Source organism: Providencia sp. PROV269, from assembly GCF_028477785.1.
Taxonomy (GTDB): Bacteria; Pseudomonadota; Gammaproteobacteria; order Enterobacterales; family Enterobacteriaceae; genus Providencia; species Providencia rettgeri.
Genome location: NZ_JAMPLV010000006.1, coordinates 19364 through 41082 on the forward strand (window position 1 = coordinate 19364; position 21719 = coordinate 41082).

Genomic DNA, 21719 nt, shown 5'->3' on the forward strand with positions numbered 1-21719 from the left:
GATTTTTTATTTGGCCACCTAGAGTGGCCATTTCTTTTAGCGTCCTGCATGAATGCGTAGATAGTCCTCAAAGCTTTCGCTCTCACTTTGTTCCATCTTCGCTTGCTTCTCTATTGAAGCCAATCGTGCTTGCTCAAATTGCTCTTCAGTTATCACTTCATACGGTTCATTCACTAACTGTTCAAAATATTTTTCAGCTAATTCTAACCCGTAGCCACCAATGCCTTTCTCTAACATTTCATCCATAACGAGCGCTGAATATGTGAGAGTTGGGTCTTTAAACATAGCGACAAATTGGTGACAAACTTCTTGATATTTTGCATCGCAACAAGTGTCTAACACTTCAGCCACGCGGATCAAGTCATTAAATAATTGCTGTCCAACTTCAACTAACGGCTTAACTTCACTACCACAACCGAAACCAATAACTTGACCTGGCTTACGACCTTCAAGGATGACACGATTCCAGTTTTGACGGCAACAGTCTAATTCTTGTGCATTCATTTCAGGCGCATCAGCGAGTACACACCATATTAAGAATAGATCAACAAAACGAGCTTGAGTTTCATTAACGCCTATTGCACTAAATGGATTGATATCAAGTGAACGGACTTCAATGTACTCAATACCACCGCGCAATAATGCATCGGAAGGTGATTCATTGCCTTTAGGAACGCGTTTCGGGCGTATTGGGGCGTAGAGCTCATTTTCAATTTGTAGCACATTGGTATTTAGTTGAATATATTTGCCGTCTTTTTTGACACCCAGTTTTTCAAATTCAGCTGAAGGCTTATGGATAGCTTTTTTCAGGTTTTCTACGTATTCATCCAATTTATTGAATGTGATATTTAAATCACTTTGTGATTTATTTGTATAACCTAAGTCACTCATACGTAGAGATGTCGCATAAGGCAAGTAATACGTACCACAGTCCGTTTTATCAAATGACAGCGACGTCTCCCTATCTTTCAAAAAAGAGCCGCAAATCGCCGGAGAGGCGCCAAATAGATAAGGAATAACCCAACCAAAGCGGTAGTAATTTCTAATCAGACGTAAATAGCCTTCAGAAATTTTTTCTTTACCGCTTTCTTCATCTTCAATACCTGCCCATGCTCGCCAAAATTCAATCGGCAAAGAGAAGTTATAATGCACGCCTGCTATCGTTTGCATCAAAGCACCATAACGATTTTTAAGGCCTTCACGGTACAGCGTTTTAAACTGCCCCACATTAGAAGAGCCATATTGCGCAAGAGTGATTTTATCTTCACTTTCAATAAAGCACGGCATACTCAACGGCCACATTCTTTCATCTTGAAGGTGACGAGCTGTATAGCGGTGTAAATCTCGCAAGAAAGCCAAATTATGGCTAATGCTTTTATCTACAGGAGTAATAAATTCGAGTAGGGACTCCGCAAAATCTGTCGTGATCCATTTATGTGTTAAAGCTTTTCCCAGCCCTTCTGGATGCAAGGTCTCTGCAATTGCGCCTGTTGGGGTTACACGCAATGTTTCACGCTCTATACCACGTTGAATACCATTTAGTGTTTCTGGGTGCGCCTCTAACCATGAGAGCGCTTTCGATACGTCCGGGATCAAGTCGACCTCCCGCCTGTGATGTTAATTTATTTTATTAAGGCAATTACTTTAGCTTAAATCACATAAATTGTCGCTGTCTAGATGTGTGGTTTATGAGGGAATAAATCAAAGATGCATGGAAAATGCGATTTAGTTAATTTTATGAATGGTAATTTTAGGCAAAAAAAACTCCTCAAATGAGGAGTTTCTTAATGATGGTGCATCCGGGAGGATTCGAACCTCCGACCGCTCGGTTCGTAGCCGAGTACTCTATCCAGCTGAGCTACGGATGCAAATTAATTCGATTTTGAATCGATATATTCTCAATAACTTATCTGAGTTAAATTAAAAGGTATTATTGATATGCTAAGTTATTAGCTAAGAGATGGTGCATCCGGGAGGATTCGAACCTCCGACCGCTCGGTTCGTAGCCGAGTACTCTATCCAGCTGAGCTACGGATGCATACTTAATGCAAAGGAGTGCTGCTCTCTCAAACTTCTTTATCAACTTCTACTTCTATAAATCAACTTCTTAGTTAATGCTTTGTTTGGCTGCTAAAACCAAAACAAAACCCCATCAGATCTTCTCATAGGGTTAAAGATGGTGCATCCGGGAGGATTCGAACCTCCGACCGCTCGGTTCGTAGCCGAGTACTCTATCCAGCTGAGCTACGGATGCATAATCTAAAATGGCGGTGAGGGAGGGATTCGAACCCTCGATGCAGCTTTTGACCGCATACTCCCTTAGCAGGGGAGCGCCTTCAGCCTCTCGGCCACCTCACCATATTTTAGTTACACACGATTTGTTTTTTCAAACATCTCGTTGCTGTGTGGCGCACATATTACTTTCCTAGACTTAGAAGTCAAACAATTTTTCCAAACTTTTTGCATTCCGGTGTCTGTTTGCACATTTCACAAGCAAGATGATTAGTTTAACACCGGAAAAGATATATTTCAGCCCCTATGACACTAACTTTATAAACAAAAATACTGGAAAAAAATTATTCTACAAATGAATAAAAATATGTTCACAGGATTGATTAGCCTATATTTCAAACAAAAGGAAACAAAATTTCAGTACATGAGAACCGAAAACTAAACAATAATGTGAGTTTGATGCTAGAGAAGTATAAAAATGAAAGGATATTTTTAGAATATAATACGAGTAAGACAAGCGCCCATTCTTGCTGTGTGGTCAATCATTGGACGCTTATTCATTATTATTGATTATCTGGTTGAGTCTTTTCAGCCTGGATCCGTTGATAAATTTCTTCACGGTGAACAGAAACTTCTTTTGGCGCATTAACACCAATACGAACTTGGTTGCCTTTGACACCCAATACAGTAACTGTTACCTCATCGCCTATCATGAGTGTTTCACCAACTCGACGAGTCAGAATAAGCATTCTTTGCTCCTTGAAATATTAAAAGAGTCGGGTCTCTAGGTATCCCCCGCTATTGTCCATCACACACCGTGAAAACGTAAAGCAATGACATTCACCTAAAGCATTGATGCCATCAATACAAGCATTCTAATTATTTACAAGCAAAATATAGCACTACAAACGATACATTAACAATGCCGCAACAGATTAAAGTTGCCTCATCTTTTAATGAGGCAACTTTGTAAGTGCTTACAGGCGTGCTTCAACCCATTCTTCGACACTCGCCATAGCAGTAGGTAATGCGTTAACGTCAGTACCTCCTGCTTGAGCCATGTCTGGGCGGCCACCACCTTTACCACCAACTTGACCTGCAATGTGGGAAATCAAGTCACCTGCTTTAATTTTAGCAGTTAAATCATTAGTCACCCCAACAATCATACTGACTTTATCACCACTTGTTGTTGAAAGCACGATAATCGCTGATTTCAACTGATTTTTAAGGTCATCAACCATAGTTCTCAACAACTTAGGATCAGTATCTCCTAATTGAGTCACTAATAATTTGACGCCTTTCACGTCTTTCGCTTTGCTGCTTAGTGAAGCACTTTCTTGAGATGCTTGTTGATCTTTTAGTTGCACAATTTCTTTTTCGAGCTGGCGAGATTTATCTAATGCCGCTTTCACTTTCTCGACAAGGCTATTCATATCACCTTTAACCAAGTGTGCAATTGCCGAAAGTTGCTCTGATTGATTGTGAATACTTTCAATTGCTGTAGTGCCTGTCGTCGCTTCAATACGACGAACACCTGCAGCCGTACCCGATTCACTCAGAATACGGAATAAACCAATATCTCCGGTACGACGCGCATGGGTACCACCACATAATTCGATAGAAAAATCACCCATACTCAGAACACGTACACGCTCTTCATATTTTTCACCAAATAATGCCATAGCGCCTTTTGCTTTTGCACCTTCTAAATCCATTAGTTCGGTTTCAATTTCTGAGTTTTTACGGATTTGCGCATTCACAATATCTTCTACTTGGCGTAGTTGGTCTTGTGTCATCGCCTCAAAATGAGAGAAGTCAAAACGCAAGTATTTATCATTAACCAATGACCCCTTTTGAGAAACATGGTCACCTAATACTTGGCGTAGTGCCGCATGCAGTAAGTGCGTTGCTGAGTGATTTAAACGGATCGCATCACGTCTAGCACTATCCACGAAAGCGGTAATTCTATGATTAACAACGAGTGATCCCGCTTCAACCTTACCAATATGCCCAATCGCTTGACCATATTTTTGCGTGTCAGTAACTTTAAAGCTCGCACTATCATTATTTAAATAACCAGTATCACCGACTTGCCCACCAGACTCTGCGTAAAATGCTGTTTTGTCTAGTATAACTAAGCCTTCTTCACCAGCATTCAAGCTATCTACAGGCTGGCCATCTTTATATAATGCAGTAATAGTAGCTTGTTGCTCATCATATTGATAACCGGAGAATTCACTGCGCTTATCAACTTTAATTAAAGAGTTATAATCTGCCCCAAAACCACTGGATTCGCGCGCACGACGACGTTGGTCCTCCATCGCTCGCTCAAAACCTTCTTCGTCGACTTTAATATTGCGTTCACGGCAAACATCTGCCGTTAAATCGATTGGGAAGCCATAGGTGTCATATAAGCGGAATGCGGCTTCACCGTCCAGAGTATCCCCTTTCAGTGAGGCAAGCTCTTCATCTAATAATTGAAGACCACGTTCTAAAGTACGAGCAAATTGTTCTTCTTCGGTCTTGAGAACTTTTTCGACCATTGCTTGCTGGCGTCCAAGTTCATCAGCCGCGGACCCCATGACGTTAATCAGTGGCGCCACTAATTTATAGAAGAAGGTATCTTTGGCACCAAGCATATAACCGTGACGAACAGCACGACGGATAATGCGACGCAGAACATAACCACGGCCTTCATTTGATGGAATAACACCATCACTTACAAGGAATGCACAAGAACGAATATGGTCAGCAATAACACGTAATGATTTATTTTCTAAATCTGTCGCACCTGTTGCTTTAGCAGCAGCAGCGATGAGATCGCGGAAAATATCAATTTCATAGTTTGAATTAACGTGCTGCAATACTGCAGAAATACGCTCTAAGCCCATTCCTGTATCGACTGAAGGTTTTGGCAGAGGCTCCATTGTCCCGTCAGACTGACGGTTAAATTGCATGAAGACCAAGTTCCAAATTTCAATATAGCGATCACCGTCTTCTTCTGGGCTTCCTGGAGGCCCACCCCATATGTGGTCACCGTGATCATAGAAAATCTCAGTACATGGGCCACAAGGACCTGTATCACCCATCTGCCAGAAGTTATCTGACGCATATGGCGCGCCCTTGTTATCACCGATACGAATAATACGCTCAACTGGAACACCAATTTCTTTGTTCCAAATGTCATAGGCTTCATCATCAGTTGCGTAAACGGTCACCCACAGCCTTTCTTTTGGTAAGTTAAACCATTCTTCGCTAGTCAATAATTCCCAAGCAAAACGGATTGCGTCATGCTTAAAGTAATCGCCAAAGCTAAAATTGCCTAACATTTCAAAAAATGTATGGTGGCGAGCGGTATAGCCCACATTTTCTAAGTCGTTATGTTTACCACCCGCGCGCACACAGCGCTGCGCGGTTGTCGCTCGGGAATATGCTCTTTTATCCAGACCAAGAAATACATCTTTGAACTGGTTCATCCCTGCGTTTGTGAACAATAGTGTAGGGTCATTATTTGGCACTAGTGAACTACTAGAGACCACTTGATGACCTTTTGTATGAAAAAAGTCGAGAAACGCTTGACGGATCTCAGCGGTGCTTTTACTCATATTTATCCCGATATCAAGCTGGAAACAGAATTACGAATTGTTGAGATGGAATGTAACATCACCTCTAATCAACTCTCCGATTAAAAAGTGACTGATAAGATAAAGTCTCTTTGTGCAGAAGTAAAATATAGATACATCCATTCGCAGCTTTCATTGTAAAGCGTCTAGATATTTTCTGAAAGTATGTTTATACCTTGCACTGGCGTATTTTTCCACAGAAAAACTGTTCAATAAACTATTAATGTAATAGGTTTAAAACAAAACAGGCGCAACCACATCAGCGGAGCGCCTATAATTTACTTACTAATCAATAAACTAGATTGATATTAAAATTCTTCTGGTGTTTCTTCTTCATCAGAATCATTGATAAAGTCTGTTGCCGCACTGCTAAATTCACCAGTGTGGTTTAATAACATTTCACGCAGTTTGGTATCAATTTCTTGAGCGACTTCAGGGTGCTCTTTTAAATAATTTGTTGAATTAGCTTTACCTTGGCCAATTTTATCGCCGTTATAGCTATACCAAGCCCCTGCTTTTTCAATTAATTTGTGTTTTACACCCAAATCAATTAACTCGCCGAAGGTATTAATACCTTCACCATACAAAATTTGGAATTCAGCTTGTTTAAATGGCGCTGCAACTTTGTTTTTTACCACTTTAACGCGAGTTTCACTACCGACGATTTCCTCGCCATTTTTCACTGCACCAATACGACGGATATCTAAACGAACAGATGCATAAAATTTTAATGCATTACCACCCGTTGTTGTTTCTGGGTTACCAAACATAACACCAATCTTCATACGAATTTGGTTGATAAAGATCAGTAGGGTATTAGATGTTTTTAAGTTACCCGCTAACTTACGCATTGCTTGGCTCATCATACGAGCAGCTAAGCCCATATGTGAATCACCAATTTCACCTTCAATTTCTGCTTTTGGTGTTAACGCAGCAACGGAGTCAACGATGATTACATCAACCGCACCTGAGCGAGTTAATGCATCACAAATTTCTAGCGCTTGTTCACCGGTATCAGGTTGAGAGCACAGTAAGTTATCAATATCGACGCCTAATTTTTTAGCATAGATAGGGTCTAAAGCGTGTTCAGCATCGATGAAAGCACACGTTTTACCGCTACGTTGTGCTGCTGCAATAACTTGCAGGGTTAGTGTTGTTTTACCTGAGGATTCAGGGCCGTAGATTTCAACAATACGACCTAGTGGCAAGCCACCAGCACCCAATGCAACATCAAGGGATAAGGAGCCTGTTGAGATAGTTTCAACATCCATAGAGCGGTCTTCACCAAGACGCATAATGGAACCTTTACCAAATTGTTTTTCAATTTGGCCTAATGCTGCTGCAAGTGCTTTTTGTTTGTTTTCATCAATAGCCATGTTTACTCCCTAAGTGCAATGATTTGACCACTGCAAATAAAACGATTGAATTCGGTTTGTTGAAACTGATTATACTGTATAATCATACAGTATCAAGGAAATTTTTAATTTAACTGCTTTAAAAGTGTTTCAAGTATATAAACTGTTGATTGAAAACGAACTTCGTTTCGGTTTCCTTGAAACACTCTATGTTGTGTTGTGACAAATACCGTTTGGTCTGCCTGTTTTTGCGCAAAACCAAACCATACCGTACCAACAGGTTTTTCTATACTACCGCCCCCAGGGCCTGCTATTCCACTAACTGAAACAGCGAAATCTGCACTGGCTTCTTGCAAAGCGCCTTCCGCCATTTCTGTAACAACTTGTTGGCTTACAGCACCATACCGTTGTAAAGACTCGCTCTTAACACCAATCATTTGATGCTTTGCTTCATTACTGTATGTCACAAAACCGCGCTGAAAGTAATCTGAGCTACCCGAGATATCGGTTAAAACCTTCGCAACCCAGCCCCCGGTACAAGACTCAGCGGTTGTGACTGTTTTACCCTGTTCTTTCAGTTTCAGTCCAATCTGAATACTCAGTGTTTCAAGCCGTTTCTCATCTATCATGATGCTATCTACCTTTATGCCATTTTTTTACGAGCACGATCCCAAACCCATAAACCCGCAATCGCAATTGCAAATACAGCACCAAAACCAATACCCGCATTCACAACGGATAAACCTGCTTTAATTGCCAGTGAGTACAAGCCTAACATAATCAGCATTGCACTATTTTCACCTAAATTTTGTACGGCGATCGCATTCCCTGCGCCAACGGTTTCTTTCCCTTTTTCTTGTAATAATGCATTCAATGGAACGACAAATAAACCGCCAAAAATCCCAAGAATAATTAAAATAAAATAGGATGGAATAATGTTAGTTTGCAAGGAAAGTAACACTACCATCACACCTATAATAACTCCCGCAGGGATGCATCGATAAACCGTTTTTAAGGTAATAAATTTGGCAGCAAGCCCCGCACCTGCGACTATCCCCACCGCAACCATCGCATTTAGAATGGTTGGTGTGGTGTTGTCTTGTAACCCCAACGCTACAGGCACCCATGCAACGAGCAGAAAACGCAACGTTACCCCGGCCCCCCAGAACAAGCTAGTTCCGACTAGTGAAAAACGACTCTCTTGATTCGCCCATAGCACACGGCAAGCACTGAAAAAAGACGCCATCAACAGCTTAAGATCCCAACCTTTTCCAGGCCTCGCCGCAACTAAGTGTGGGATGAAAAAATTCGCAATAACGGCTAACGCATACAGTGCAGCACATGTACCTAACGCTAAGATTAAGTTAATATCGGACAGCATTCCTCCGACAACTGACCCCACTAAAATGGCTGCAATTGTTGAAGCCTCCATCACACCATTGGCCTTAACAAGGTTATCGCCGCCAGTGAGTTCACCGAGAATACCGTATTTAGCCGGTGAATAGGATGCTGCACCGATCCCCACTAACCCATAGCAAAGGAATGGGTTTAGGCCAAAACAAATCCCTAGTGCTCCAATAAATTTAAAGATGTTAGAAAACAACATCACTCGGCCTTTTGAAAACCTATCCGCGATTTGCCCAACAAATGGCGCTAAAATGATGTAAGTAAAAACAAACACCATTTGCAAGATAGGGTGACTCCACTCGGGGTAAAATTCGGCTTTGAGCTGGGCTAATATGGCAAATAATAATGCATTATCCGCAAATGCAGAGAGGAACTGTGAAGCCAGTACTGCTTTCATACCTCGGCTCATTAGCGGTGAATTGGAAGTGCTTTCTTGCATATTATTCATCCTTTAATGCCATTTGCTTTAATGTAACAAAATCCGTTTTACCACTACCTAGCACTGGCAACTCTTTAACAAAACGAATATCGCGTGGAACCGCTAACTCGGTTAATCCTTTACTTTTGGCTGCACTGGATAATGCGCTACGGTCTAATTCTTTATCTGTTGTGAACAAAACAAGTGCTTCACCTTTACTGCTATCTGGCTTTGTAACCACACCGTGATTTGCATTGGGAGAAATAGATGCCACCATTTGCTCGATACTTTCGAGGGAAACCATTTCTCCTGCAAGTTTAGCAAAACGTTTAACACGGCCTTTTATAGTACAGAAATTTTTATGGTCTAATTCAACGATATCACCAGTGTCGTACCAACCTTCCTCTATTTCACCTTGTGCATTTTCAGCTTGCGGTGTTTCAAGGACGCCAGGGGCTTCAACGCGCAAATACCCTTTCATAATATTTGGGCCTTTAAGCTGTAATTTACCACCCTGTTCAATTCCAGAAATTGGAATAATTCGCGCTTCCATTTCAGGTAAAATTTGCCCAACAGAGCCTTCTTTCGCGGCCATAGGGACATTGATTGATACAATTGGTGCACATTCAGTGACCCCATAACCTTCAAGAATTCGGATGCCAAATTTATCAAACCAGATTTTTTTCGTTTTATCCGATAATTTTTCTGCACCGGCAACCACATAACGTAAACGTGCGAAATCATACTGATGAGCAAACCGTGCGTAGTTACCTAAAAAGGTTGATGTTCCGAATAATACGGTGCAGTTTTTGTCATAGACTAATTCAGGAATGACTCGGTAATGCAATGGGCTTGGATAAAGGAAAACTCGGCTTCCTGAAAATAGAGGGATAAATAAACCAACCGTCAAACCAAATGCGTGAAATAACGGCAGTGACGACATAAAACGGTCACGTGGGGTGAAATCAGCGATCGTTTTTATTTGTTCTACGTTTGCCATCAAGCTAGCATGGCTGTGAACAACACCTTTTGGTGTACCTTCAGAACCAGATGTGAATAAAACAACGGCTTCATCAGACGGTTTACGAGGAAGAATGGCTTTTTTAGGGTTGAATAAGTGTTTAATAATCCATAATTTATCTTGCCATGTTACCGTATCTTTTAAATCTTCAAGATAAATCCAACTTGCTTCTGGCACTTGTTCTGGAATATGCGTTAAGTTGCCTTTTTCCAAAAATTGGCGCGAAGTAAAGACTACTTTCGCCGCAGAGGCTTTTAACGCGTTACTAATACCGTGACTGCCCGCTGTGTAATTGAGCATAGCAGGTACTCGGCCTCTCATTAAAGCACCGAAAATTGCAGCCGCGGTGACTGTCGCATTTGGCAATAATAGGCCAACTCTTTCATTTTCATGTGTATAGCGTTCAATAATACGACCAACCCCTAAGGTTTTTTTCAATAGGGATTGATATGAGTCTTCTTTAAATGCGATGTCCTCGATACAAGGCGTACGGCGCCCAAAAAACTGAACACTTTGAATAAATTCTTCAACTAATGTGACTTGTGGTAAACAAGACATACGAGCAGATTTCATGATTTGGTACAGGTGTTCACCAGCCAGAGCTCGACGCTCTACAGCCTTAGGTGCTTCAGGCATTGGGATAGCTTGTGCCGGCAAGATATGCAATGTGATCTTCGGAAACCATTTTAATGGAAAAATGCCTTTCAGACGCCCAAAATGGCTATATTGAGCCCCTTCTATACGAATAGGAACAACTTTTGCTCCAGACTTTGCGGCCACAAAAGCCGCTCCTTCGTATATTTTCATTAAAGAGCCATGAACTGAAATTCGGCCTTCTGGAAAAATAACTATCGGGCGCCCTTTTTCTACCTCTTTAACTAGATGACGAATACCTAGAGGGTTGGCAGGATCAAGAGGGACAATATCTGCATAGGGCTTAAGGCGCTTCACCATTTTTGGTGTGGCAAATGTTGAATAAACAGCAAATACAGGTTTAACAGGTAAGAAAAGTGCGATTAATACACCATCAAGGAAAGAAACATGATTAGGTGTAATCAAACATTTATCTTGATTAAACTCTTTCGCATCGCCAATAACTTGCACGCGAAACAAAAATTTAAGTACTGTTTTGACTATCTTTGCCAACATAATGAGTCCCTATACTATGATTATATTTTTATATATTAGTGTGATACAACTATACCTTTAGTGACATCTATCTTACTGAGCTACTCCCTTTGCTCTAATTAGTATATTCCGAAAACACCGCAGGCTTATTAGTCATTAGTTTAAGTTAAATCATTAAGTTGTGCGATGATATCGTCGACAGGCTGCGCAGCATCAATAATATGGTGAGCAGTCGCACGGTAGATAGGTTCCCTTTGTTGCATCACTTCTTCAATTTCTTCAATTAAAGATTTCCCGGTCAAACTTGGTCGTTGATCCGCTTGTGGCTCTGCTGCAAGGCGTTTTGCTAAAACTTCAGGATGGGTATTTAAATAAATAACAGTGCCGTTATTACGCATAATTTGCTGATTTTCTTCTGCGAGAACCAGGCCTCCGCCAGTAGAAACAATCATATTATTTTGCTTAATCGACTTAAGGACGTCAGTTTCTAGCTGACGAAAGTAATCCCAACCGTGCTGTTCAACAATTTCAGCGATACTTTTTCCCGCTTTTTCTAAAACCAATTTATCTGTATCAACAAATTGATAGCCTTTAGATTCTGCAAATTTTTTACCAATTGTGGTTTTACCCGAACCTCTTGGACCGATAATGTAAAACATTAAATTTCATCCCATCATCATGAATACTAAGCAATACTGATTACAAATTTACTTATGATAAATTGCTTAATTTGACAAATAAAAAAAGAAAGCCACACAAGTGTGGCGATAGACTGCTGCCAAACATATTATGTTTGGCAGCAATCTAATAGGTTTTGAAAATAAACTAGGAAAATCAATTTATTGATTTTTGGCTGATAACACAAAGCGGGAAAAACCACGCTTTTATCTCGCTTTGTCAACAACCTCAAGCCACACAAGTGTGGCTATCTCATCATTTTTACTCATTATGGACGACTCAAAAAGTCGCCATATCCGATCCATTTATACGTTGTTAGTGCATCTAACCCCATAGGGCCACGTGAGTGTAATTTCTGCGTACTTACTGCGACCTCTGCACCTAAACCAAACTGACCACCATCAGTAAAGCGAGTGCTTGCATTAACATATACCGCTGCTGAATCTACACATTGAACAAAATAGTCAGCTTGATGAATAGATTCTGTCAAGATAGCATCAGAATGCGCAGTACCATACTGGCGAATATGGTCAATAGCTGCGTCAATGTCATCCACAATTTCTACGTTAAGATCCAGTGATAACCACTCATCGACAAGGTTTTCAGGTTTTACATCAACAACTTTCGCTGGGCCTTGTTTTAGTAATGGAAGTGCTTTTTCACTCGCATGCAGAGTGACTTGTTGCTGCGCCATTTTTTCACTTAAAAACGGTAGGAACTCAGTCGCAATCTCTTTATGAACTAATAATGTTTCAAGTGAATTACAGGCACTTGGGCGCTGAACTTTCGCATTAATAATCACATCAATGGCTTTATTAAAATCCACCGATTTATCAACAAATGTATGGCAAACACCAATGCCCCCGGTAATTACCGGGATCGTGGATTGCTCACGACATAATTTATGTAACCCCGCACCGCCACGAGGGATTAGCATATCAATGTAACGATCTAATTTGAGTAATTGTGCAACTAATTCACGGTCCGGATTATTAATAGCTTGTACTGCATCTGCTGGCAAGCCGCTATTTTCCAATGCTTTTTGAATAACTTCCACTACCGCAAGGTTAGTATGATGCGTCTCTTTCCCGCCACGCAAAATGACCGCATTACCTGTTTTTAAACATAACGAAGCCACATCAACGGTAACATTAGGGCGAGCTTCATAAATAACGCCAACAACTCCCAATGGAACACGGCGACGTTGTAAATTTAAACCGCTATCCAATTGGCTTCCATCAATGATTTGCCCAACAGGATCAGCTAATTGACATACTTTTCTGACATCATCAGCAATACTTTTTAAACGCTCTGGCGTCAATAATAATCGGTCTTGTAACGCCTCACTCATACCGCTTGCTTTTGCCTGCGCCATGTCTTTTTGATTCGCTGCCAGTATAACTGCATTATCTTGTTCTAGTAGATCTGCAATTTGTAATAGTGCTGCATTTTTTTGTTTGGTACTTAACTGAGCTAATTGCCATGAAGCAACTCTTGCTGCCTTACCCATTGTCTCTAACATAATTAACTCACTATCATATCATCACGATGAACAGCCACAGAACCGTGTTCATAACCAAGTATTTTACTGATTTCTTGTGAATGGTGCCCAGCAATCATTCTCAGTGCATCACTGTTATAATGGCTGACCCCATGAGCTAGGTCTTTTCCTGCCATATTACGAATACGGATCACTGCGCCTCGAGAGAAATCGCCTTCAATCTTTTTAATTCCTTTTGGCAACAATGAACTCCCTTTTTCCATAATTGCCAGTTGTGCACCATCATCAATGTAGACATCCCCAGCGGCTGGAGCACCGAAAATCCAACGTTTACGATTTTCCATTGGATTTTTTTGCCCATAAAAACGGGTACCAACTGGAAGATTTTCAATAACCGCATTAATAACATCGGGTTTATTGCCTGCTGCAATGATAACATCAATTCCTGCGCGGCCCGCGACATCTGCTGCTTGTAATTTAGTTGCCATTCCACCGGTTCCTAACCCGCTAACGCTTCCCCCCGCCATTTCACGAAGTTCATCATTGATACCATACACTTCGGGTATCAATTTTGCATTTGGATTACTGCGTGGGTCAGCATCATATAAGCCTTCGATATCCGTGAGTAATAGCAGTTTGTCGGCATCGCCAAGAATCGCGGCCAAAGCGGATAGATTGTCATTATCACCGACTTTAATTTCTGCGGTAGCAACGGCATCATTTTCATTAATAACTGGAATGATTCCGTTATCTAACAGAGCTTGCAAGGTATCTCGTGCATTTAAGAAACGTTCTCTGTCTTCTAAATCGGCTCGTGTCAGTAACATTTGCCCGATATGAATACCATAAATGGAGAATAACCGTTCCCATAACTGAATTAAACGACTTTGACCGACCGCCGCAAGCAACTGTTTAGATGCTATGGTAGCCGGCAGTTCAGGGTAATTTAAATGTTCGCGACCCGCGGCAATTGCCCCAGAAGTCACAATAATAATGCGATGCCCTTTTTCATATTGCTGCGCGCATTGCCTGACAAGCTCAACAATATGAGCTTGATTTAAACGGCGCGAGCCCCCTGTTAATACACTGGTCCCTAATTTAACTACCAGCGTCTGGCTATTTTTCATCATTTTTCTGCCATTAGGATTAATAAACCAAAAAGTAGGTATCATTTTTATCAGGAGAAGCGCGTTATGCCAACAAGCATAACGCAAAATTCAACAAAAGTTGGTTTAAAACAAATTTATGCGCTTAATTCCAGTTTTAATTCTGCCATTAGCGGGGAGGGAAAGAGGCTTAACTCAAGTTCAGATAATTGTTTTGCAAGGGCTTGGTGAAATGACACTAAATTTTGCTCGGTCGCTTCAATGGTTGCCGCATCTTTTAGTGCTTTGACTTGCCAACTACCATGACTGTTGTATAGGCCAAAATGATAAATAAATTCAAAGCCCTTATCAGTTGCTACCAATTTTAGCCACCACCCCCAAAATTCGCGTTTTTCTGGGGCAATATTTGCATTCACGCAAACAACGAGGCTATCAAATATATAACAGCCATTTAAACATTGTTTTTCACGTAAATAAGGTCCTATCGAAGCAAACTTCTTTAAATACTTTCCATTTGAGTAATCAGTCGGTAAAGCCATGTTAAGGATCTCCTTCTTGGGAAGATCCCTTTTTAACAAATGGGTAAAAATAAGCAAGTTATTAAATAAAATTAAAGTATTTTTGCTTTTAACCAATTAGTAGTTTCACTTAACGCCTTTTCAAAATTAGCAAAAACAGGCTGGCTTGGTAGCATTATCGTATCAGCATCCATCGAAGAGCGTCGAATTAAATCAGATTCGGCTTTAGGGCTATAAATATCATCTTTGAGGCTAACCGATAACATTGGGACTTTACTGCGTCGCCCTAAAAGCCCTTGATTTTTAAGTGAATAACAACTTAACTCATGGCGTAAAGCAGAACCATCAACTTGATAAATACCCAAACGACTGGCGAACACATCCAGAACCATTCGAGGAATATCCTGCTGATATTTCTCTTCATGCAATAAACTGTGCACAATTGGCCCTATGACAGCGACTGCTTTAATCTTATCTGGACACATATAAGCTAATCTTAATGCTATATTTGCGCCAAAACGCATACCCACGATACCAAAACGCGTGTGGTCAATCCAAGCGATATCCCCAATCTGGCGAACAATTTGCTCATGTAGGGTGCTTGTTTCCTGTGTAAGCTTTTGTTTTACCGAATAACCAATAGATGGCATATCCAGTGTTAGCATCGCAATACCGAGAGGTTCGAGGTAGTCACGGAAATAGCGGCAAAAATCAATTTGTAAGCTATCTAACATGCCGCAAATCATCACGGTCGGGTAAGGCCCTTGACCGTGTGAAGGAATATGTAAAAAGCCACAGACTTCTTTTCCACCATCAACTTTAAATGGAATTTTCTTTAAGCGATATTGAGAAAATTTTGCTGCGCTATCATACGCTTTACAAGCCAACAAAATAGCTTGGTCAGCCAGCTCGTCACCTTTAATAAAAGGATAAGCTGCAATGCTGTACAAATTAGCAGAACGCAACCAAGCATCCCCTGCTTCTGCACCTTTTTCAAACTCTAACGCTTTTTGCTGCCAATGCATGGCTTGCTGGGACCATTCAAAACACCAGTTTCCACGACGATTACCAATGACTGTATCCAATAAATTATCATCACTACGCTCAGCATCTGAGATAGCAATACGGCTTAGCACCTCTTCAATTTCTAAGGCGTCTATTCCCCGCCAAATCCACATTAAGCGGTTAATCATACGGTACCACCCCGCATGGTGAGACCCACTTAACACACTATGTTCTTTAATTTGAGAAATTGTTTGAGATGAATAAGAGACTAATGTTGACGTTTCAACTTGTCTGACTTTAGGTTTGAAAAGTTTTTCTGAAAGGTTTTGCTGAGTCATCCCTATTTCCTTGTCTATCAGAGTTGAATTTGGCCAAAAATAAAGGGAATGCAAAAATGCACTCCCCAAATTATATCGTGTTTAGCTTAAAAATTTTAGGTATTAATGTGTTTTTGCAATCAATAAATTCTATAACACTTTATAATTACAATGTTTTTACCTAAAGCTCGCGTAAAACACAGATTTATTTATCTTGTTCACACAATGGTTTAACAAAAACGACGCCCATATCCCATGGCTGTTCGATCCATGTGTCTTGTGGAATATCAACTATGTAGTCATCCACTAATGGACGCCCTGCAGGTTTTGCAAAAATAGTAACAAAGTGGGCTTTAGGGTACATGTTACGGATAGCTTGAGCTGTGCCGCCTGTATCCACCAAATCATCAATGACAATATAGCCTTCACCATCACCTTCAGCACGTTTAATCACGGTTAATTCGCGCTGGTTGTCATGGTCATAGCTAGAAATACAAACGGTGTCAACGTTACGAATACCAAGTTCGCGTGCTAGAAGTGCTCCAGGAACAAGGCCACCACGGCTAACCGCGATAATACCGGTCCATTGCTCTACTGGTAATAAACGTTGTGCGAGTTTACGGGCATGTATTTGCAACATATCCCACGTTACGACATATTTTTCGCTCATAAAATTCGGGTCCCGACTGCTGAGTAAATCTGAAATGTGTCTTGCGGAAAAAAGGTTGCGCGAGATTATAGTGATTTGGCCGGTTAAAAACCAGTAAAAAGCACCATTCGACATTAATTATTATCATTTACACTGTCCATTGCTCAAAAGAAAGTGTTATCCTGAGTTTATAAAAGAGGCAGCCTTTAATTCGAAACTTCAGGCTGTTAGGTCATAATTACAGCAATATTCCTTTTAAAATTGAAGCTGAAATTAACGTTGGTTGCCGATCAGCTCCTACTGGGTTATTCAGGATATTATCCCTAAATAGTTCAATTTGTAGCTAGGCGGCAAATGAGTAAATCCTAGGAGCATACATAAGTATGTGACTGGGATTTATGAATGAAGCCAACAACGCTACAGATTGAAATATAAAGGGAAAATAAAAGGAGAGAGACGTGTCTGAGCTAGCTACATTATCCCCCCAACCACTATGGGACATCTTCGCGAAAATCTGTTCTATCCCGCACCCTTCATACCACGAAGAAGCCTTAGCCGCACATATTGTTGATTGGTCAAAACAAAAAGGCTTTCACGTTGAACGTGATGAAGTGGGTAATATTCTGATCCGTAAACCTGCAACCCCTGGTTATGAAAACCGCAAAGGCGTTGTTTTACAAGCTCACTTAGACATGGTGCCACAGAAAAATAACGACACGGTACATGACTTTAAAACAGATCCAATTCGTCCATATGTTAATGGTGAATGGGTCACCGCTGAAGGAACCACTTTAGGTGCTGATAACGGCATTGGCTTAGCTTCTGCGTTGGCTGTTCTTGCTGATGATAGTGTTGAGCATGGGCCAATGGAAGTTCTTCTGACCATGACTGAAGAAGCCGGCATGGAAGGTGCGTTTGGCTTGAAAGCAGGCTGGTTACAAGCCGATATTCTGATTAACACCGACTCAGAAGAAGAAGGTGAAATTTACATGGGTTGTGCTGGTGGGGTTGACTTTACCTCTACGTTTGACCTGACGCGTGAAGCATTACCACAAGGCTATAAAACCTTCACAATGACCCTAAAAGGCCTAAAAGGTGGGCACTCTGGTGGTGATGTACATTTAGGCTTAGGTAATGCCAATAAGCTGTTAGCACGTTTTCTAGCTGGCCACGCAGAAGATTTAAACCTAAAACTATTAGATTTCAGAGGTGGTACTGTTCGTAACGCCATTCCTCGGGAAGCTTACGCCATTATTGCCGTTCCTGCGAACAAAGTCGCTGAGTTAACTGCCCTAAGAGCTCGTTATGAAGATATTCTGAAAAATGAATTAGCCGTCGTTGAGCCTAACCTTGTTCTGCTACTAGATGAAACGCAAAGCGAATTAAAAGCACTTTCTGATGACTGCCAAAAACGTTTTGTTTTCTTCTTAAATGCGGCGCCAAACGGTGTGATCCGCATGAGTGATGTTGCCATTGGCGTGGTTGAAACCTCACTTAACGAAGGTGTTGTACGACTAACTGAAGATAAAGCAGAAATTATCTTCCTTGTTCGTTCACTTATCGATAGCGGCAAAAACTACGTTGTTAACATGTTGACATCTATCAGTAAATTAGCACAAGCCCAATACCGTGCAGAAGGTAGCTACCCAGGTTGGCAACCAGATGCAGACTCACCAGTAATGCATTTAGTCAGCGATACCTACAACAAGCTGTTCGGTAAAATCCCTAATGTCATGGTGATCCACGCAGGACTTGAGTGTGGTCTATTCAAAAAACCTTACCCAGACATGGATATGGTTTCAATTGGGCCAACTATTCGCGGTGCACACTCCCCTGATGAACGTGTACACATTGCAAGCGTTGGAGAGTATTGGAAATTACTAACTGCGGTTTTAAAAGCAATTCCAGTCAAAGAATAAGCAATTAATTGTTATGAAACACCCATCATGCGATGGGTGTTTTTTATAATTCAAGTAATAATTGCCTTTCAAGCTGCGGGCTTTGCAGCATCACATGCAAACCAACTAACCGAACACCACGCCCTAAGCGGCGATTATCCCAAACTTGTTTCGCTATCTGGACTAAATCTTGTTTATTAAGAATTGGGTATACGTGTTCTTGTGTTGTTTGCTGAAAGTCTGCAAATTTAAATTTTACACCTTGACGAGCAATACGCAGATCGGGTTTTACCTTCGCTAGACGTAATTGTAGTTCGTCATAGAGTTTATCAAGCAGAGGCAGACAATCGCTCCATTGATATATATCTTCTGCAAGGGTGCGTTCAACCCCTACCGACTTTCTGAGTCTATCAGGGTTAATAGCACGCTCATCGATACCATGGCATCGATCCCAAAGTACCTGCCCGAATTTACCCATGCTTTTAACCAATGTAACAACATCATATTTTTGGACGTCAGCACAAGTGAGTAACCCCATATCCGCTAATTTCTGAGCGGTTACCTTACCCACGCCAGGAATTTTTTTAAGGGGCAAGCTAAGAATAAATTGATCCATATTTTGCGGCGTGATCACGAATTGGCCATTGGGTTTATTCATATCTGAAGCTATTTTCGCCAAAAATTTTATTGGCGCTATCCCCGCTGAAGCGGTTAATTGCAGTTCATCAAAGATTTGCTGGCGAATGGCCTCAGCAATTAGCGTTGCAGAGCCATGTAATTGCGTACAATCAGTGACATCCAAATAAGCTTCATCAAGAGAAAGTGGTTCTATGAGGTCAGTATAGCGAGCAAATATTTTTCGAATATACAGGGAGGTTTCTTTGTAAAGTGCCATATGCCCAGGAACCACTTTCAAGTGAGGGCAAAGCCTAAGTGCAATCGCAGTAGACATCGCACTGTGAACACCGTAGCGACGGGCTTCATAATTTGCAGTACTAATAACGCCTCGGCGATCTGCGCTTCCCCCCACTGCAATGGGGACATTACGAAGGCTTGGGTCGTCACGCATTTCGATCGCTGCATAAAAGCAGTCCATATCAATATGAATAATTTTACGCACGGGTTAACTCTGCCAATCAAACACCTGATTAAATATACAGTATTTTTATTAGCCATGCAATTATTGTCACATCACCATAAAATTGACGAATGAAAAAGCTAACTCCATGATAATTAGGTAATTCATATTATTGCAATAATCATCTGCCAAGCTATCCAACTCTAGATTCGGCTTAAAGTTTGTCTTAAAAATAAGTATTACTACTTACTTTTAAACAAAAAAGTAATAAAAAGAGTTGTTTTACCAACAACAATATCTTGAAAAACTATTTATGGATCATCTCTATGGCAATTATATCAACATCAAAATATGTTAAATTTATGGCTCCTCTCATTATGCTGCTTGCTAGCCAAACAGTTTTCGCACTATCCCCTAATTTAGCACTATCCCCTAAAATTGTAGCTCACCGTGCAGGAACAGCAGATGCACCAGAAAACACAATTTATGCCATTGATTTAGCCAAGCAAAATAATGCCGATGCTATTTGGCTTACCGTTCAACTTAGTAAAGATAATCAATTAGTCCTATATCGTCCGAGTGATCTAGATTCATTGACGGACAAAAAAGGTAACGTATCTGCTTATACAGTAGAACAACTCAATCACGTCAATGCTGCTTATAAGTTTAGTCAAAAACATAATCAGCAATTCCCCTTACAAAAAACAACTATCACTACACTAGAAAATATTCTGCAAAAATACCCAGACACAACTTTCTACGTAGATTTAAAATCCCCTGATGCCAACCCTGATATTCAAGCAAAGGCGATTTTAGCTCTCTTAGATAAAACTAATGCATTTAACCAAGTACGTTTTTATTCCACTAATGATGAATTTTTAAAAGCACTCAAATCCCTTTCTCCAAAGATCCCATTATTTGAAAGTCGTGATGAGACTCGCACCCTGTTGGCAAATGTTGTGATGAACCATCAATGTTCAATAGAAAATGACAAAACAACAACTCGCTGGTATGGCTTTGAACTACATCGTAAAGTTGAAGTGGTCGAAAAATATACTTTAGGCGAAGCACGCTCGCCAGCAACCCTTTCATGGGATAAAGAAGCCATTGACTGTTTTAGAAAAAATGGCAATGCCTATATCATTGTCTTTGGTGTTAATAATGACAGTGACTACCAACTCGCAAAAGAAATTGGTGTTGATGCTGTAATGGTTGATTCCCCAAAAGCATTTAAAAAATAATCTAATAACATCACCTAAGCTATTATTACTTTAATAATAGCTTAGGAATTAAATCACATCTTAAAAACATTCTTTTCATCAATTAATAATAATTGTTCTTAATTTACTGCTATAGAAAACTTGATATATTTAATCCATCACAAAAATTCTATTTAAAATAATTTAAAAAAGGTTTTATATGTCAAATATTGGAACAATGATTGTCGAGAATTATTGGAATGAAACATTAAGGAAAGTTGAAATACATTATCATAATAGTGATAACCCCTATGATAATGTGTTTATATTTTATAATCTAGCACATGCCACATCTAGCTCTAACGTAAATTCATTCCCTTACTCAACAACAGGTAAAAGTGCTTGGAAAGCTAAAATTACTACGAAAAGTAATGAACTGTGGAGTAGTGGTGATTTTTTACCTTGCCAAATTAACAACAATGATAATGGAAAGGTCACGATTAGATTTGATGGTGAGACAAAAAGCATGCATGTTAATTACCCTGTCTCTGTTTCATGTGCTAAGAAAATGCAATTAATTTAGACT

General features: G+C 40.5%; 17 protein-coding genes and 4 tRNA genes. 3 read left to right on the top strand and 18 right to left on the bottom strand.

Annotated elements, in window-relative coordinates:
* Positions 1 to 36: 36 nt before the first annotated feature.
* The 17 genes from gshA to gpt form a co-directional block, all read right to left on the bottom strand.
* Entirely contained in the window at positions 37 to 1596 is a 1560-nt protein-coding gene (gene gshA / locus PR683_RS10300; protein WP_004914045.1) for a glutamate--cysteine ligase, read from the bottom strand.
* A gap of 195 nt (positions 1597 to 1791) precedes the next feature.
* A tRNA-Arg gene (locus PR683_RS10305) sits at positions 1792 to 1868 on the bottom strand.
* 93 nt (positions 1869 to 1961) lie between these two features.
* Positions 1962 to 2038 (bottom strand) — tRNA-Arg (locus PR683_RS10310).
* 139 nt (positions 2039 to 2177) lie between these two features.
* Positions 2178 to 2254 (bottom strand) — tRNA-Arg (locus tag PR683_RS10315).
* Between the two features lie 11 nt (positions 2255 to 2265).
* A tRNA-Ser gene (locus PR683_RS10320) sits at positions 2266 to 2358 on the bottom strand.
* A gap of 437 nt (positions 2359 to 2795) precedes the next feature.
* Complete coding sequence (gene csrA, locus PR683_RS10325; protein ID WP_004264815.1) at positions 2796 to 2981, bottom strand: carbon storage regulator CsrA; 186 nt, start codon at positions 2979 to 2981, stop codon at positions 2796 to 2798.
* A 228-nt stretch (positions 2982 to 3209) separates the two neighbouring features.
* Positions 3210 to 5837 (bottom strand): alanine--tRNA ligase, encoded by a 2628-nt coding sequence (alaS, locus tag PR683_RS10330; RefSeq protein ID WP_110732234.1) that lies wholly within the window; start codon positions 5835 to 5837, stop codon positions 3210 to 3212.
* A gap of 326 nt (positions 5838 to 6163) precedes the next feature.
* Positions 6164 to 7231 (bottom strand): recombinase RecA, encoded by a 1068-nt coding sequence (recA, locus tag PR683_RS10335; RefSeq protein ID WP_004914068.1) that lies wholly within the window; start codon positions 7229 to 7231, stop codon positions 6164 to 6166.
* 104 nt (positions 7232 to 7335) lie between these two features.
* Entirely contained in the window at positions 7336 to 7839 is a 504-nt protein-coding gene (pncC, locus tag PR683_RS10340; RefSeq protein ID WP_109911978.1) for a nicotinamide-nucleotide amidase, read from the bottom strand.
* 14 nt (positions 7840 to 7853) lie between these two features.
* Positions 7854 to 9056: a lysophospholipid transporter LplT gene (lplT, locus tag PR683_RS10345; RefSeq protein WP_109911977.1), complete on the bottom strand. Its 1203-nt coding sequence runs from the start codon at positions 9054 to 9056 to the stop codon at positions 7854 to 7856.
* Between the two features lies 1 nt (position 9057).
* On the bottom strand, positions 9058 to 11205 hold the full coding sequence (gene aas / locus PR683_RS10350) for a bifunctional acyl-ACP--phospholipid O-acyltransferase/long-chain-fatty-acid--ACP ligase (RefSeq protein WP_109911976.1): 2148 nt from the start codon (positions 11203 to 11205) through the stop codon (positions 9058 to 9060).
* A 140-nt stretch (positions 11206 to 11345) separates the two neighbouring features.
* Positions 11346 to 11843, bottom strand: coding sequence for a shikimate kinase AroL (aroL, locus tag PR683_RS10355; RefSeq protein WP_004914075.1), 498 nt, complete (start codon positions 11841 to 11843; stop codon positions 11346 to 11348).
* Positions 11844 to 12130: 287 nt separating this feature from the next.
* Complete coding sequence (gene proA, locus PR683_RS10360; RefSeq protein WP_109911975.1) at positions 12131 to 13384, bottom strand: glutamate-5-semialdehyde dehydrogenase; 1254 nt, start codon at positions 13382 to 13384, stop codon at positions 12131 to 12133.
* Positions 13385 to 13386: 2 nt separating this feature from the next.
* The gene (proB, locus tag PR683_RS10365) at positions 13387 to 14490 is read right to left on the bottom strand and encodes a glutamate 5-kinase (protein WP_036958967.1); all 1104 of its coding nucleotides are present in this window, start codon (positions 14488 to 14490) and stop codon (positions 13387 to 13389) included.
* A 116-nt stretch (positions 14491 to 14606) separates the two neighbouring features.
* Positions 14607 to 15008 carry a sigma factor-binding protein Crl gene (gene crl, locus PR683_RS10370; protein ID WP_109911974.1) on the bottom strand — a complete coding sequence of 134 codons (402 nt, stop codon included), beginning with the start codon at positions 15006 to 15008 and terminating at the stop codon, positions 14607 to 14609.
* Positions 15009 to 15079: 71 nt separating this feature from the next.
* Entirely contained in the window at positions 15080 to 16330 is a 1251-nt protein-coding gene (frsA, locus tag PR683_RS10375; RefSeq protein WP_004914084.1) for an esterase FrsA, read from the bottom strand.
* Between the two features lie 184 nt (positions 16331 to 16514).
* Positions 16515 to 16979 (bottom strand): xanthine phosphoribosyltransferase, encoded by a 465-nt coding sequence (gene gpt / locus PR683_RS10380; protein ID WP_164528477.1) that lies wholly within the window; start codon positions 16977 to 16979, stop codon positions 16515 to 16517.
* A 437-nt stretch (positions 16980 to 17416) separates the two neighbouring features.
* Between gpt and pepD the strand changes: the two genes are divergently transcribed.
* Positions 17417 to 18877, top strand: coding sequence for a beta-Ala-His dipeptidase (gene pepD, locus PR683_RS10385; RefSeq protein ID WP_109911973.1), 1461 nt, complete (start codon positions 17417 to 17419; stop codon positions 18875 to 18877).
* 43 nt (positions 18878 to 18920) lie between these two features.
* Here pepD and dinB read toward each other — a convergent pair whose 3' ends face one another.
* Positions 18921 to 19976, bottom strand: a complete 1056-nt coding sequence (gene dinB, locus PR683_RS10390) for a DNA polymerase IV (protein WP_004914090.1) — start codon at positions 19974 to 19976, stop codon at positions 18921 to 18923.
* A gap of 284 nt (positions 19977 to 20260) precedes the next feature.
* On the opposite strand from dinB, the gene PR683_RS10395 reads away from it, so the two are divergent.
* Both PR683_RS10395 and PR683_RS10400 read left to right on the top strand, forming a co-directional pair.
* Positions 20261 to 21175, top strand: coding sequence for a glycerophosphodiester phosphodiesterase family protein (locus PR683_RS10395; protein WP_110732235.1), 915 nt, complete (start codon positions 20261 to 20263; stop codon positions 21173 to 21175).
* Positions 21176 to 21353: 178 nt separating this feature from the next.
* A complete protein-coding gene (locus PR683_RS10400; protein WP_110732236.1) occupies positions 21354 to 21716 on the top strand; it encodes a hypothetical protein in 363 nt (120 codons plus the stop codon).
* Positions 21717 to 21719: the final 3 nt, after the last annotated feature.